Annotated in this window: 13 protein-coding genes and 1 pseudogene; 9 read left to right on the top strand and 5 right to left on the bottom strand. The window is 47.6% G+C overall.

Features of this window, described 5'->3' with window-relative positions; genetic code table 11:
- Positions 1–120: 120 nt before the first annotated feature.
- The 6 genes from asnB to lipA all read left to right on the top strand — a co-directional run bounded on the left by asnB (position 121) and on the right by lipA (position 6,553).
- Positions 121–1,797, top strand: a complete 1,677-nt coding sequence (gene asnB / locus IEX02_RS15800) for an asparagine synthase B (RefSeq protein ID WP_188697393.1) — start codon at positions 121–123, stop codon at positions 1,795–1,797.
- A 292-nt stretch (positions 1,798–2,089) separates the two neighbouring features.
- The gene (locus tag IEX02_RS15795) at positions 2,090–3,700 is read left to right on the top strand and encodes an FMN-binding glutamate synthase family protein (protein WP_188697294.1); all 1,611 of its coding nucleotides are present in this window, start codon (positions 2,090–2,092) and stop codon (positions 3,698–3,700) included.
- Positions 3,701–3,956: 256 nt separating this feature from the next.
- Positions 3,957–4,328: a GxxExxY protein gene (locus IEX02_RS15790; protein WP_188697291.1), complete on the top strand. Its 372-nt coding sequence runs from the start codon at positions 3,957–3,959 to the stop codon at positions 4,326–4,328.
- A gap of 349 nt (positions 4,329–4,677) precedes the next feature.
- The gene (gene ybeD, locus IEX02_RS15785; protein WP_188697288.1) at positions 4,678–4,941 is read left to right on the top strand and encodes a DUF493 family protein YbeD; all 264 of its coding nucleotides are present in this window, start codon (positions 4,678–4,680) and stop codon (positions 4,939–4,941) included.
- Positions 4,942–5,010: 69 nt separating this feature from the next.
- Positions 5,011–5,595: a lipoyl(octanoyl) transferase LipB gene (gene lipB / locus IEX02_RS15780; protein ID WP_373285028.1), complete on the top strand. Its 585-nt coding sequence runs from the start codon at positions 5,011–5,013 to the stop codon at positions 5,593–5,595.
- The gene (gene lipA / locus IEX02_RS15775) at positions 5,588–6,553 is read left to right on the top strand and encodes a lipoyl synthase (protein ID WP_188697282.1); all 966 of its coding nucleotides are present in this window, start codon (positions 5,588–5,590) and stop codon (positions 6,551–6,553) included. Before lipB ends, lipA begins: the two co-directional genes overlap by 8 nt.
- 222 nt (positions 6,554–6,775) lie before the next feature.
- Here the strand turns inward: lipA and IEX02_RS15770 are convergent, their stop codons facing one another.
- The 4 genes from IEX02_RS15770 to IEX02_RS15755 form a co-directional block, all read right to left on the bottom strand.
- A complete protein-coding gene (locus IEX02_RS15770; protein WP_188697280.1) occupies positions 6,776–7,378 on the bottom strand; it encodes a DJ-1/PfpI family protein in 603 nt (200 codons plus the stop codon).
- Positions 7,379–7,441: 63 nt separating this feature from the next.
- Positions 7,442–7,558 (bottom strand): AAA family ATPase, encoded by a 117-nt coding sequence (locus IEX02_RS20615; protein WP_188697277.1) that lies wholly within the window; start codon positions 7,556–7,558, stop codon positions 7,442–7,444.
- A 1,154-nt stretch (positions 7,559–8,712) separates the two neighbouring features.
- Entirely contained in the window at positions 8,713–10,002 is a 1,290-nt protein-coding gene (locus IEX02_RS15760; RefSeq protein ID WP_188697274.1) for a hypothetical protein, read from the bottom strand.
- A gap of 386 nt (positions 10,003–10,388) precedes the next feature.
- A complete protein-coding gene (locus IEX02_RS15755) occupies positions 10,389–10,739 on the bottom strand; it encodes an EamA family transporter (protein ID WP_229702246.1) in 351 nt (116 codons plus the stop codon).
- Positions 10,740–10,992: 253 nt separating this feature from the next.
- Between IEX02_RS15755 and IEX02_RS15750 the strand changes: the two genes are divergently transcribed.
- The 3 genes and pseudogenes from IEX02_RS15750 (at position 10,993) to IEX02_RS15740 (ending at position 13,264) form a co-directional block, all read left to right on the top strand.
- The gene (locus IEX02_RS15750; RefSeq protein WP_188697272.1) at positions 10,993–11,934 is read left to right on the top strand and encodes a TolB family protein; all 942 of its coding nucleotides are present in this window, start codon (positions 10,993–10,995) and stop codon (positions 11,932–11,934) included.
- Positions 11,935–12,194: 260 nt separating this feature from the next.
- A pseudogene (locus IEX02_RS20500) lies at positions 12,195–12,275 on the top strand (hypothetical protein); the annotation flags it as partial.
- Positions 12,276–12,391: 116 nt separating this feature from the next.
- A complete protein-coding gene (locus IEX02_RS15740; protein ID WP_188697269.1) occupies positions 12,392–13,264 on the top strand; it encodes a PKD domain-containing protein in 873 nt (290 codons plus the stop codon).
- 349 nt (positions 13,265–13,613) lie between these two features.
- Here the strand turns inward: IEX02_RS15740 and IEX02_RS15735 are convergent, their stop codons facing one another.
- Entirely contained in the window at positions 13,614–14,507 is an 894-nt protein-coding gene (locus tag IEX02_RS15735; RefSeq protein ID WP_188697266.1) for a DMT family transporter, read from the bottom strand.
- Positions 14,508–14,528 lie beyond the last annotated feature (21 nt).

Genomic DNA, 14,528 nt, shown 5'->3' with positions numbered 1-14,528 from the left:
TCACGTTTTAGTAACAAAACCGGCAAAACGGAAGTTTGCAGCCAGGGCGAGGATGTGCCCAAAATCTGCCGTTCCATGGGGTGCGGCACCAATCTGTTTAACCAGGAGAGACCTCTTTTTATGTGCGGTATATTCGGTATTCTCGACATCAAGACGGATGTCACCGAGCTACGCTCCAAGTCACTGGAGCTTTCCAAGTTATTGCGCCACCGCGGCCCAGACTGGTCAGGGATTTGGAATAATAATAATGCCATCCTCTGCCACGAACGTCTGGCCATCGTTGACCTTGATAATGGCGCGCAGCCGCTCATCTCGAATAATAATCAGCAGATCCTGGCCGTAAACGGTGAAATTTATAACCACAAGCAGTTGGAAGCAGGGTTAGAAACCCCCTATGAATTTAAAACCAAGTCTGACTGTGAAGTGATTCTGCCTTTGTATCAGCAAAAGGGCGTGAACTTTGTAGACGACCTGCAAGGTATGTTCGCCTTTATTCTGTATGACGAAGCAGAGGACGCTTACCTTATCGCCCGTGACCATATCGGTATTATTCCGCTTTACACCGGCTTTGATGAGCATGGTAACTTCTATGTTGCCTCTGAAATGAAAGCCTTAACGCCGGTTTGTAAAACCGTCAAAGAATTCCCCCCAGGGCACTACCTGTGGAGCAAAACCGGTGATTTGGTTAAGTACTATCAGCGCGACTGGATGGACTATGAAAACATCAAGGACAACCACACCAGCCTGGAAGACTTGAAAAACGCTTTTGAAAAGTCAGTAAAAAGCCATCTGATGTCAGACGTACCCTACGCGGTATTGCTGTCCGGTGGACTGGACTCCTCTCTGGTATCGGCTATTGCTGCTAAATATGCCGCTAAGCGCGTGGAAGATGACGATCAAACCCAAGCCTGGTGGCCACGTCTGCACTCCTTTGCGGTAGGCCTGGAAGGTGCGCCCGATCTGATTGCAGCCCGCAAGGTTGCCGATATGATTGGGACCGTACACCATGAAATTCACTTCACCATTCAGGAAGGGTTAGATGCCATCAAAGATGTTATCTACCACCTGGAAACCTATGATGTGACGACCATTCGTGCCGCCACCCCTATGAGCCTGATGTCTCGTAAGATCAAAGCCATGGGCATCAAAATGGTACTCTCAGGTGAAGGTTCCGATGAAATTTTCGGTGGTTACCTGTACTTCCATAAAGCGCCAAACGCCAAGGAATTCCACGAGGAAACCGTGCGTAAGCTGGACCGCCTGCATATGTTTGACTGTCTACGCGCTAACAAATCGACTTCTGCCTGGGGTGTGGAAGCCCGCGTGCCTTTCCTGGATAAGGAATTTATGGACGTGGCCATGCGCCTCAATCCAAAAGATAAAATGTGCGGTAACGGCAAGATGGAAAAACATGTGCTGCGCGCCGCCTTTGATAACAATGAATACCTGCCTGCCGAAGTCTTATGGCGTCAGAAAGAGCAGTTCAGTGACGGTGTAGGCTACTCCTGGATTGACTCAGTCAAAGACTTTGCCGCCAGTCAGGTCACTGACAAGCAAATGCAGACTGCCGAGTTCCGTTTCCCGGTAAATACCCCGGATACCAAAGAAGGCTATCTGTTCCGCACTATCTTTGAAAGCTTCTTCCCGCAGGAAAGCGCAGCACGCTGCGTACCAAGTGGCAAGTCCATCGCCTGCTCTACGGTAGAAGCCCTGGCCTGGGATGAAAGCTTCACCAACAATGCTGACCCATCGGGTCGTGCCATGCGCGGTGTACATAGCGACGCCCTGGCCAAGTAATTTCCCCATTACTTTCCAAAGCCCGCCTCGCGCGGGCTTTTATGTTCATGGATGAACGGGCAGAAAAATTATAAGCTACGTCCCTGTACCTTACCTGCTACGCAGGCCAGCTAAAGCTGTTCCATAGCGTTCCATACGCTATGGTGTTCCCTGCATTTTCTGCACTTCCGCCATCCTTGGCGGCATCGAAAACACTTTCCTTGCCCTGTATCAAGGTTACTGACCCATAAGTCATTGGCATCCGCAGCCATTGCCGTTTAAGCTGGTCAAAACGCTTTTTGACGGAAAGACCATGCGTACCGCTTTTGTGATCGCCCATCTGTTATTGGCTATAGCCTTACTCCTGTTATCCCGCACCTGGAACTGGTGGGCCTGGTTGTTGATCCCCCTTGCGATTACCTTTGCCATTGGCCTGCGCGATATGCTGCAAACCGAGCACAGCATACGCCGCAACTTTCCGCTGATTGGCCGCGGCCGCTGGCTGATGGAAACCTTCAGACCCTTTGCCCGCCAGTATCTGATTGAGTCGGATCTGGACGGCACGCCTATTAATCGCATGTTTCGCAGCATTGTTTATCAGCGTGCCAAAGGCGATCTGGATACCCTGCCCTATGGCACTAAGGTCAACACCTATGAAAGCGGCTATGAATGGATCAGCCACTCTATTGCCGCGCATAATATTCATGAACTGGATGCCTCGCCTCGTATTCAGATCGGCGGCAAAGACTGTCTGCAGCCCTATGCTGCCAGTCTGCTGAATATTTCCGCCATGAGCTTTGGCGCACTCAGTAACAATGCGGTCAGGGCGCTGAACAAAGGGGCGAAAATCGGCAATTGTTACCATAACACCGGCGAAGGCGGTATTTCCGACTATCACCTGGAACATGGGGGCGATTTGGTCTGGCAAATTGGGACCGGTTATTTCGGCTGTCGCGACGGTGAAGGTAACTTCTGCGCCGACACTTTTGCTGAAAAAGCCGCCCAGGCCAATGTCAAAATGATAGAGATTAAGCTAAGCCAGGGGGCAAAGCCCGGTCATGGCGGGATATTACCGGCCAGTAAAAACACCGATGAAATCGCCCGTATCCGCCATGTACAAGCGCATACCGATGTGATTTCCCCTTCGGCCCACACCGCCTTTTCCACGCCTATAGAGATGATGCATTTTATCCGCGTGTTGCGAGAACGTTCTGGTGGTAAACCTGTTGGCTTTAAACTCTGTATTGGCCGCCAGAGTGAATTTATCGGCCTGTGCAAAGCCATGGTAGAAACCGGTATTTATGCAGATTTTATTACCGTCGACGGCGGTGAAGGCGGTACGGGTGCGGCGCCGCTGGAATACAGCAACTCTGTGGGTATGCCGCTGCGTGACGCCATAGCCTTTGTGGAAGATTGCCTGATTGGCTTTAACCTGCGTGAAGACATTCGTATTATTGCCTCCGGCAAGGTGTTTTCCGCCTTTCATCTGGTACGCAATCTGGCTATGGGGGCTGATCTTTGTAACAGCGCCCGAGGCATGATGCTGGCTCTGGGCTGCGTGCACTCACTGGAATGTAACACCAACCGCTGCCCTACCGGCATTACCACGCAAAATCCCAAACTGGTGAAAGGACTGGATGTGCAGGACAAGGGGCAACGTGTGGCCCGTTTTCATAAAGAAACCGTGCATGCCGCAGTAGATATTGCCTCGTCAGCAGGGCTTACCAGCCCCTCTCTGGTGAATCGCAGTCATGTACAGCGACGTATTGATCAGCAGCGCGTAGCCAGACTGGATGAACTCTATCCTTATCCAACTGCCGGGTCATTTTTACAAACGCCCTACCCGGTGAGCTACCGGCCTTATATTCAGGAAGCCAGCAGCGAGCACTTTATGCCCGACAACTACCTCTGCCACCGTTGTTGATTGGTTGCGGATTAATTTCACCGCGAATGGCACAGAGAATACTAAGATGAGATGAGTCGGCGTGAAGATAACTTCTGGCCTTCGTGTGCTTCGTGCTATTCGCGGTTTAATTGGCATTTTTTACTCACCACGAAGGACACTAAGAACACGAAGTAAAAGACATCCAAAAAAATCCACCACCTGCATCCTGCTCCTTGTGGATGTTAGAGCGTGAATTACCGATGTGTAGATACTAAGCCAAAAAGGAACACCGAAAATGGAATTCGAAACGCTCTCCAACAAAGTGATTGGTTGCGCAATAGAAGTGCACAAAGAGCTCGGACCTGGCTTGCTTGAATCTACCTATGAGCAATGCTTAGCTCACGAGCTGCGTTTAAACAGCATAGAATTCAAGCTTCAACATCAATTACCAGTCGAATACAAAGGCTTTTGCCTCGATTGTGGCTATAGAGTCGATATGTTGGTATGCAACAAGCTTATCCTCGAGCTTAAAAGCGTTGAAGTGGTTAAGGAGATTCACAAAGCTCAATTACTTACCTACATGAGATTGGCTAACATAGCGACAGGCCTATTGATAAACTTCAACGTTGTAAAACTCAAAAGTGGGCTGAAACGATTCGTCCTATAACCCTTCGTGTACTTCGTGCTCTTCGCGGTTTAATTGGCATTTTTTACTCACCACGAAGGACACTAAGAACACGAAGTAAAAGGCCGTCTCTAAAATGGTGACGGCTCCCCCTTTGTGTGCTTCGCACCCTTCGTGGTAACAATTCAACTGTTTCCTCATCACTAAAGTTCAAGCCTGCTGATTGGCAGCCAAAGCTGACAATCCCATCGTCAAGCGAACTTGCCAGGCTGTGCCAATCCCGCGCTTTTCGGTATAATTCGTCCCCTCTCCCTGTAATGGCTGACCAAGGCTTGATAAAGCCTCTGGGCGTCACCATTTACAGGCCATTGCGATTTGATTGGAGCCTTTAATGGAAACCCGTTTTGATGAACTGCTGGAGTTCCCCTGCTACCAAACCTTTAAAGTACTCGGTCTGGCCCATGAGCGCCTGCCCGAAGACGTGGTAGCCTGTCTGCAGCAACTGGCCCCGGATAACTACAACCCCAGTATCCGCCCCAGCACCAAGGGCAATTACCATTCGGTATCTATTGATGTGCGCGTGACCAGCAAGGAGCATATGGAGTCCGTTTATATCGAACTGGGTAAACTGGAACTTGTTCGCGTGGTGCTGTAAACCGTGAGTGAACAACCGCTAATTATCCGCCAGCTGGGCAGACAAGATTACGCCCCTATTTGGCACGCCATGCAGGCATTTACCGACCAGCGCAGCGCCGACACCCCAGATGAAATCTGGTTGGTGGAGCACAACCCGGTGTTTACCCAGGGCCAGGCCGGTAAAGAAGAACATGTGCTGGCCCCCGGTGATATTCCGGTGGTTAAAGTAGACCGTGGCGGCCAGGTTACCTACCATGGCCCAGGTCAGCAAATGATGTATATTCTGCTGAATATTAAACGCCTGACAGTGGGTGTGCGAGAGCTGGTCACCGCCCTTGAGCAGTGCGTGGTAGACATGCTCAAACCTTATGGCATTGACGCTTACCCCAAGGCCGACGCCCCTGGCGTATACGTGGACGGGCGCAAAATCTGCTCGGTAGGTTTGCGTATTCGCAAAGGTTGCTCATTTCATGGGCTGGCGCTAAATATCAATATGGATCTGTCGCCTTTTCAGCGTATAAATCCATGCGGCTATGCCGGGCTGGAAATGATACACTCCGCCCAACTCGGCGGGCCCGACAACCTGCCAGAAGCTGGCAAGCTATTAAGTCAGGCATTTTGCCGACTTATTCATATCGAACAGACTGACTATCGGGAAGGTTTTGATGACTAAAGCAGTACGTGTCGAAGCAGGAGTAAAACTGCGCGACGAAGACAAGATGAAACATATTCCTGTCACCATCATCCCCACCGAGCGGGAACAGATGCTGCGTAAACCCGACTGGATCAAAATCAAGCTGCCCTCCAGTACCGAAGGTATCGACCGCATTAAAAGCATTATGCGTAAGAACAACCTGCACTCGGTGTGTGAAGAAGCCAGCTGCCCAAACCTGTCCGAGTGTTTTACCCACGGCACCGCCACTTTTATGATCCTCGGCGACATTTGTACCCGCCGCTGCCCGTTCTGCGATGTGGCCCATGGTAAGCCGCTGCCGCCAAGTGCCGAAGAGCCGGAAAAGCTGGCCACTACGATTGCCGAAATGAAGCTGAAATACGTGGTCATCACCTCGGTAGACCGTGACGATCTGCGTGACGGTGGCGCCCAGCATTTTGTTGACTGTATTAATGCCATTCGCAAGCACAGCCCCAGCACCAAAATTGAAGTGCTGGTACCGGACTTCCGCGGCCGTATGGATACCGCGCTGGAAATCTTTAAAAAAGGCGTACCGGATGTGTTTAACCACAACCTGGAAACCATTCCGCGTTTGTACCGTGAGTGCCGCCCCGGCGCTAACTACAAATGGTCACTGGAGCTGCTGCGTAAATTTAAGGAACAGCACCCCGAGATTATGACCAAGTCAGGTCTGATGATGGGTATGGGTGAAGACCAGCAGGAAATGGCCGAAGTGCTAAAAGACCTGCGTGAACATAACGTAGATATGCTGACTTTAGGCCAGTATCTGCAACCCAGCCGTCACCACTACCCGGTGAAACGTTATGTCCACCCGGATGAGTTCGACGCCCTGCGTGACACCGCCTACGAGCTAGGCTTTAGCCACGCCGCCTGCGGCCCGATGGTGCGCTCCAGCTACCATGCTGATCGCCAGGCTGCTGGGGAAGAAGTTAAATAGTAAAGTGTGAGGGGTTAGGTGTCAGGCGCTTAACCCCTTTTGATTTTGCGCACTGCCTTTCAGTAAGTCTGTTCGTTATACCGCTTCCTCCCGGTTATTCCTGCTTTTTCTGCTTGCTCCCAGTGCGTTGCCCGCCTTTTACGTCTACGTATGTAAAGTAAACATTAAACCGCTTAATGGCCGAAGCTTTTAACGGTGTAACAGCTGCCGATAGTAATGGCTTTAGGGTAAGTTGTATTTCGCTGAGAACATGTCGTTATCTGGATCTGAATTCCACACATATTCGCAGTAATCCGCGATTTTCTCTGCCCTATCCTGCCCCCAGATATGGGCGATTAAGGCCAGCGACATATCAATACCCGCCGACACGCCTGCCGATGTAAAAATATGACCGTCTTGCACCCAGCGCGCTTTGGCTACCCAATTGGCAGTAGGAAGCTGTGACGCTACCCAATGATAAGCCAACTTATTGGTGGTCGCGCTTTTACCCGCCAACACCCCGGCTCTGGCTAATAAAGCACTCCCTGTGCATACGGCAGTGATATATTTCGCGCTTGACGCCTGGCGAGATATCCAAGCGATCAACTCAGGGTTGTCTACCTCTGTTCTGGTCCCTTTACCTCCAGGCACTAAGATGATGTCGTAACGTGCTGAGTCGAACCCCACCACAGCGTTTATGCTCGGCCCCTGAGCAGACGCCACGCTGCCGACGGTTTCAGATACAATGTCAATTGAAAGCTCATCGCCAAGCTGCCCCAGCATTTCTAATGGGCCAAAAACATCCAGTAACTCAAAACCATCAAAAACCAATACACCCAGTTTCATTATCCCTCACTTGTACGCGTCTTAGTGCTGAACTCCAAGGCAAATTTAAAGCCGCCAACGCGCTTAGATTATCCTACGGGCCGACTCTTGCACAACGCGATACCCACGTTCCGCCAAGGCATTTAAAATCGTGTTTTTTCCCCCACCGGGCCCGCCGGTAAATATAAATTTATGATTCATTTTTCCTAATGTTTTGAGTAGAGAAAAGCACTAGTGAGTTAAATCATTTTCCGCTGACTTAACCAGTTATGTGCCATCAAAAACATAATTACGTTTCATTCCCCAAAGGGGTTTGTAAATACTTATCTGTAATCTCTGGCCTAGAGAGCAATAAGAAACACAATGCACCCTGATTTCCTCACCATCTTCAGTCATTACATTTGCCACGTATATCAAATGGACCGACGTTCGAGATCCTCCGGCCGGAACCAATGTAATAGTCTTTACATTCCCATATGTGACACCGACCTTGAAGCCAGTGAAAAAGGAGTACTGAATTAAAGTTGTTATAGCGGCAATAGTTATGAAACCAACCAACAGCACCAATAATGGCTTTCTATTTAATAGATCATTTGATCGATTCATTTTTACCTAACGAATGATATGGGAAATGCCACGATTACTTGGCAACCAATGAGGAGAACTGTCCACGTCTGATTTGAACTATGTCTATGGCATTGATTTAGCCAAACTGAGTTTCAGTATTCACCGTGAAGGACGCCATAGCAAGGCTTGAATACATGACCTCCTTGTCTTATATGACGCACCATCCCTGGTGCACCAGTCCCATTTCTTTACTGCGCGGTAAAGAAACGAGACGCAAAGAAAGCGCGCCCGCGGATTCCCAACAACGTCAGTCCAGGTCACTGCGAAAAGACGGTCGTGAAAACGACGTTCCCGACGCGTCTTCCACTCAATTTACTCCCAGCAAATTGCCCGCCTTTTAGCAGCAACCTGAACAGACCGGGAATTTTAAGCGGGGGGTAAAGCGGCTTGGGCCGCTTAAGGGGGTAGCAACTGATTGATGTTGTTGTCGGTTAATGTCTGCTTTATGCCAATCGCGTTGATTGACTGCAATAACGGTCTTGTCACCGCCCAATTCTCTCAAACTGTTTCAACAACTACGACCCCTTGATCCATCAAGGAACCTGACCCGTTGATCACATTCCTTAGCAACGATTTCGCTGGGCATTTCAGGAATATTCCTGACTTGTGCATTCGTTGGGGAGAACCGAATTATGAGGGGATTCCCCAGCGCCTCGCTAAACGGCGAGCGTTAGCGAGTCCGGTGGAGGCCACACTTAATTGCGGCCGGGCCGAATTTAAGCGGATTGCTATATTCTGTTCCCACATGATTGGTAAAGCTGCTCTCTAAAGGTGTCAAGCTTTGCATTTTTTAGGTAAAAGTATAGGGTTGAATCAGATATGGTTAACAGTTGCGAGTTTTCATCAAAGCATAGAATGGGTGGCATGATATCCCTATCTGATTGAATTTTATTTAAGCTGGCTAAAGCTTTCTTCACCTCTCTAGTCTTTATTCCATTCCCTCTCGATCTTTTATGTAGTTTTTCATAAATAGTATTTAAATGAAGACCGTGTTCTATGGCAGGAAAACCACCTTCAAGAACTATATCCACTATGTGATAATACAGCCTATTAACATTTGTCTTTCTTGTTGCAGAAGCAATAGATTCGAACGATCTTTTATGTCGATCACCGTAGGAATTTGTTTTTTCATACACGATTTTATCTAAAGCTTTAACATTATCTATTAGAATGTTCTCTTTCCCTGTTTGAGATACATCTGCAGCAAGACATACACCTTTTATCATATCTTGAAAAACCCCAACACTTGAAAAAGAAAGCTGAATACATTTTCTAAGCAAGACTTCAGATAGTTTAATGTTAAGCAGCTCTTCACCCTTTTTTACTATTCGAATGAAGTCTTCATCCTCCCATGGCTCAACCGGGATTTCTTGAACTCTATCTAACAAGTCTCCATTGAATTGCAGGAGCCTATTTCTTTCTCTCCACACCCCTAATATAATGAATCTAACACCAAGCTCTTGAAATGCCCTAAGATCAAAAGAAAAACGCTTTTGCACACTCTCTGGAAGGTAATGGAAATTCTCCAATATTACTGGCTTTTTAAATCTAGCTTTTTCAAGCAACTCAGCTATATCTTGAGGTTGACCAATATTAAAAGGTACTTCTTTAAACTTTTCTTCTTTTGTTCGTGTTTGCTCCCCACCAACATTTGTTTCAGCTTCACCTTTACCAAAAATAGCAAATGACGCAATGATTTTCGCCCTAACAGTTAAAGAAGCCTTTTGACCTTGACCTTGAGTATATTCAGTTCTAAGCCCTATACCTGCAGACCTAATTATATGCTGATAGATATCAATCAAGTCCGTATCAGGTGTTAATTGATAAGTTATATGGTCATCCTCTTTACAATACCTTGTTACAAGAGCAGTCTTCCCTTGCTTAGAGGCCCCGTAAACAATAATTTGTTTTTCGGATTGTAATGCCAACTTGAATAAATCATCTACTGCTGTTCGATCAACGTATGACTCTACTCTTTTGTGAATACCAAAAACTTCAACTGTTCTATGCGTGCTCAAAACTTGTCCCTAATTAATTTGAATTAAACAATATTATTAGACGGCAAAGCGCCGTATTAAACACGGCGCTTTACCCTACATTTATGCAACCATTTTTTAACATGTTTATAACTATTTGCCTAGCAAGAGTTTTTTAGGCTGTAAAAATTGGATGCCGGGAAAAGACAGACTGGTTTCGTAGCATTGCTGTTATACGGCGATTGGCTTGAAGCTATGTAATTACGCAGCTATGTGCAAGAGCTTCGCGTGTGAACAAACAGCAGGCTTAGGGCCGTCAGCGCCAGCTTATATTTATTATCTCTCTGTATTAGACACCAAAGCCCCTTCTCCTCTTCGTGTCCTTCTGATCTTCGTGGTAATGGGCTCTTGCCCCAAAACTGTATAGGCTACTCCACTTCCCGTTTATCCCCCCCAGCGGAATGCACACATACAGCGATAGCCAAGGTAAAAACCGGCGCAAGATTCATAAACACCGAAGCGGTTCCAGCGCCCAGGTGTTTAACCGCCAAGATCCACAAATTAGGCGCGAACACCGAGGCCGGGATACCGGCAAAAGACAACAAACTGCCCATCACAATGCCAAGGATGAGCCGGTGTGATAGCAGCGGCACATTTAGCACTAAGGTCAGTAAAGGGATCACAGAGGCAATAATGCCAATAAAAGAAGCACTTACTGTATGCGCTGCGTAGTACGCCAGGCTTTGGTACAGCGCCATACCCAGCGACGCCAATATCAATGAACCTGACCCTCCTGATCCAACCTGACCCTCTTGATCCGAGCAGAATTACTCTTTGGTTAATGGAATTAACAAAGCGCGCTCACGCCCTGGCAGCTGTGGTGATAGATGATACATCTGGTATTGACGTGCTACAGCAAGATGGTACAAAAAGGTGGAATTCAGCGAAAAATCAATAAAACATCATGTTTTTGGTATACAGACCTCTGTAGTCTTCCAATTAGCTACACAACTACAAAAGGGAGACTGAGTAATGCTAGTTAAAAAAAATGGCATCTCAAAACTGGTTTGTTTTTCCAGCATTATGTTGTTTTTTACTCATGAAGTTCAATCATATAGCGAACCATCAACAGACTCGTATGGTATTGTATATAGCTTTAAAGACGGTAATAGCAAAGCGATTTACTTAAATGATCAAGATGGTAAATCACCAGTAAAGATCGTAAAAGCCACGTCAAGTGACGGCTATCCTGCTGTCTCACCATCAGGAGACAAAGTAGCCTTTTACGGCAAATACGATAACTTTAAAACTTGGTCGATTCACACCGTTGATATTACTGGCCGCAATCTGAAAAGACTAACAAGTAAAAAATATGTATGGGATAGTGCACCCACTTGGTCTTTGGATGGAATGACGATAGCGTTTGCCAGAGAATATGAAAATACGGAAGGTGTTTGGCAAGAAGAGATTTGGTTAATGAATGCTGATGGTAGTGAACAGCGCCAAATTAAAAATCTGGCAGGTCGTGCTCCAGAATTTATGCCCGATGGGCGATTACTATATCAATCTAAAGCCAGCCCCAGCCAAATTAGTATTGCCAATTTAGATGGTAGCGAGATTATTCAACTCACTCAAGACGACACGGATAACATGTCCCCTCAAATTTCCCCAGATGGTACGAAAATAGCTTATCTATCTAATAGAGATGGCAATCAGGAAGTATATGTCATGGATCTTGATGGAACCAATAACAAGCGACTGACCCGTAATTACATTGAGGAGTGGGATCCATCTTGGTCTCCAGACGGCACAAAAGTGTATTTCGCTTCTCAGAATGTGTATGGCTTTTATGATGTCTTTTCTGTAAATGTGGATGGCACATCTATCAAAAAAATACTTCAAAACAGCTCGCAAGCGAGTATTGTGTTGGGTCTTGGCCAAGAAGCGCTACAAAAAATTAAAGAAAACAAGTAAGCGTCAGTAAGCCTGCGGGGCAACCGGCAGGACACTCGGGTGGGACTGGCGCGCCAAGGACGGCGCGTTATATAAGACAAGGAGGTCATCGCTCCAAGCCTTTTACAGGTGGCTATTTAACCACCAAGAAGACAAGCAGTTCAGCACCCTCAAGGGCATACAGTTTCAAACCCATGACAGTGACGAAGTGAAAGCCCTTAAACGCCAATTAGCTGACTTAAAAGAAGAGAACGCTTTTCTAAAAGCGTGAAAAATTCAGCTCGATTCAGGAAATCAATTCCAGTATCTTCGAATACATTGAGATATTTTATAACCGCGTCCGTCAGCATTCTGCACTGTGATACCTGAGTCCCATGGAATATGAACGACGTTACGCTTAACAGGGATGTCCACTTTTCGTGGGTAAGACCAGCTTGGAACTAATGCTAAAAATTGCCCCCAGTAAAAGGAAATGAAGATGTGTAATAAAACAGGGAAGGTTGATGTTTCCCCACGAGTTAGAAAATACCTTGCAGTAGCCATAATGGCAGGCCTGATGACTGCGTCTGGAGGAGCTTCAGGTGGTAATAGCGAGCCATTACTTTCAGACTCGCAAAACAAAGTGCCGTCAGTCAGTGCAGGTCCAGACCAAACCGTCACAGAGCTATCAAAGATTACACTGAGTGGCAGTGGTTCCGACAGCGACGGTTCGATAGCGAGTTACGATTGGAAGCAGACATCAGGAAAAACGGTATTTATCGAAAATCCAAGTCGTCCAGAAATCTCATTCCGCGCCCCAAAAGGCATCACTGAGCAGCAAGTCACCTTACAACTGACTGTTACGGATAATGAGGGCGCGACCAGCTCGGACTCATTAGTTATTACTGTAATCCCAATGACACCAGAAGAAGCGGGATTAGCGCTTGAGAAGGCGATGAAGAACATCGGCAATTTAGCGAAAGTAGTGACGCTGCCGCCGCACCCGGATAAAAAGCAGGCGATAGCCACAGTCGAAGGAGTAGACGCTAACAAAAACGGCACCAGAGACGACTTAGAACATATCGCCTATCAGGGTATGAATTTGCAAAAAGGGGTTAATTTAGATACATATAACCACATGATATCTATAATAAATATGATTCAGCCACCGAGTCCGGCAGTCGAAAATAGCATCAGTGAACTTGCCATCTATTGTGCGTATCAAGCTGTCCCGAAAAATGTAAAAAGGAAGATGCCTTTAAGTTTTCTATATAGCATCGTACTTGATACGCAAGCGCGAAAAACAGCGCACTATAGATCATTGACTCGATCAACCCATAATTTAAGGGCTGAATCATGCGAGCAAACGTAATAAGCCTCTTTTACATTGTTGTTTTGGCGTATGGGTCATTGTCATACGCCAAGACAATTCAAGGTATTCCATGACCACGCCGCTAGGACTATAGCCAATGGGAGGGTACAGCTTTACGCCTTTGAAAATCCCCTTGCGTAAAGTGTCATCAATGAATGCACAATATTCCTCTTGCTGATAAACCAATTTCCATGGATTCACCCCCAGCACGGGAACGTTGTTCCCTTTCGTCAACTGGTGCAGTCTCTCGTGCAAATCGACCTGTTGCTACATGGTTGAGGCTGGCTCTTTACAACCCATCCCATAATCAAATTCGTGGTGATGGGCTCTTGCCCCAAAACTGTATAGGCTACGTGGCTTCCTGTTTCTCACGCCCGCCCAGCGGAATGCGCACATACTGCGATAACAAGACCCCCAACAAAGTAACGCCCCCACCAATTAGATGATACGCCTGCAACTGTTCATCGAGGAACAGCACCGCAATGGCCACAGTAAAAACCGGCGCAAGATTCATAAACACCGAAGCAGTGCCAGCGCCCAGGTGTTTAACCGCCAGGATCCACAAATAAGGCGCGAACACCGAGGCCGGAATACCGGCAAAGGCAATCAGGCCAAGGTTATGAGCCGTTAACTGGCTTCCCTCAACCATTAAGAAGTTAGGCAGCAGCAACAATACGCCGATAAAAATCTGCATATACAAGGATTGCCAGGTACCCAGATCAATCGGCCAGCGCTTAAGCAGCACCCCATAAAGGGCATAAGAAACCGCCGCCACTAGCATCATCCACTCCCCGGCTTCAATACCATGGCTGATTAAGCTGTAGGGCTGGCCGCCGCTGACCAGCCACAGCAAACCGGCAAAAGACAACAAACTGCCCATCACAATGCCAAGAGTGGGCCGGTGTGACAGCAGCGGCACACTTAGCACTATGGTCAGCAAAGGGATCACCGAGGCGATAATGCCCATAAAAGACGCACTTACTGTATGCGCCGCGTAGTACGCCAGGCTTTGGTACAGCGCCATACCCAGCGACGCCAGCACCATGAGTTGCCACCAGTGGGCACGCACTGCCTGCCAACGGCGCGGTACCCCAGGCAGCACAAAAGGGGTTAATACCAGCAGCGCCAGGAACCAGCGATAAAAGGAAATGGCCGCAGGATCAATACTGGCCGCAGACAGTTTGCTAACAATCACATTTACCGACCAAATCAATACAGCCAGCAGCGGCAACAGAAAATACATAGGAAAACCCCAGGGAAATAG

Origin of the sequence: Bowmanella pacifica (assembly GCF_014645355.1) — a bacterium.
GTDB classification, from domain to species: Bacteria; Pseudomonadota; Gammaproteobacteria; order Enterobacterales; family Alteromonadaceae; genus Bowmanella; species Bowmanella pacifica.
This window is presented reverse-complemented; position numbering and strand designations above follow the sequence as displayed.

What these genes read in the sequence shown, in the direction of transcription:
- IEX02_RS15740 (WP_188697269.1), top strand. Translation starts at nt 12,392, where the DNA reads ATGTGTAATAAAACAGGGAAGGTTGATGTTTCCCCACGAGTTAGAAAA.
- IEX02_RS20615 (WP_188697277.1), bottom strand. Translation starts at nt 7,558, where the DNA reads ATGAATCATAAATTTATATTTACCGGCGGGCCCGGTGGGGGAAAAAAC.
- ybeD (WP_188697288.1), top strand. Translation starts at nt 4,678, where the DNA reads ATGGAAACCCGTTTTGATGAACTGCTGGAGTTCCCCTGCTACCAAACC.
- lipB (WP_373285028.1), top strand. Translation starts at nt 5,011, where the DNA reads ATGCAGGCATTTACCGACCAGCGCAGCGCCGACACCCCAGATGAAATC.
- IEX02_RS15790 (WP_188697291.1), top strand. Translation starts at nt 3,957, where the DNA reads ATGGAATTCGAAACGCTCTCCAACAAAGTGATTGGTTGCGCAATAGAA.
- IEX02_RS15795 (WP_188697294.1), top strand. Translation starts at nt 2,090, where the DNA reads ATGCGTACCGCTTTTGTGATCGCCCATCTGTTATTGGCTATAGCCTTA.
- IEX02_RS15735 (WP_188697266.1), bottom strand. Translation starts at nt 14,507, where the DNA reads ATGTATTTTCTGTTGCCGCTGCTGGCTGTATTGATTTGGTCGGTAAAT.
- IEX02_RS15770 (WP_188697280.1), bottom strand. Translation starts at nt 7,378, where the DNA reads ATGAAACTGGGTGTATTGGTTTTTGATGGTTTTGAGTTACTGGATGTT.
- asnB (WP_188697393.1), top strand. Translation starts at nt 121, where the DNA reads ATGTGCGGTATATTCGGTATTCTCGACATCAAGACGGATGTCACCGAG.
- lipA (WP_188697282.1), top strand. Translation starts at nt 5,588, where the DNA reads ATGACTAAAGCAGTACGTGTCGAAGCAGGAGTAAAACTGCGCGACGAA.
- IEX02_RS15750 (WP_188697272.1), top strand. Translation starts at nt 10,993, where the DNA reads ATGCTAGTTAAAAAAAATGGCATCTCAAAACTGGTTTGTTTTTCCAGC.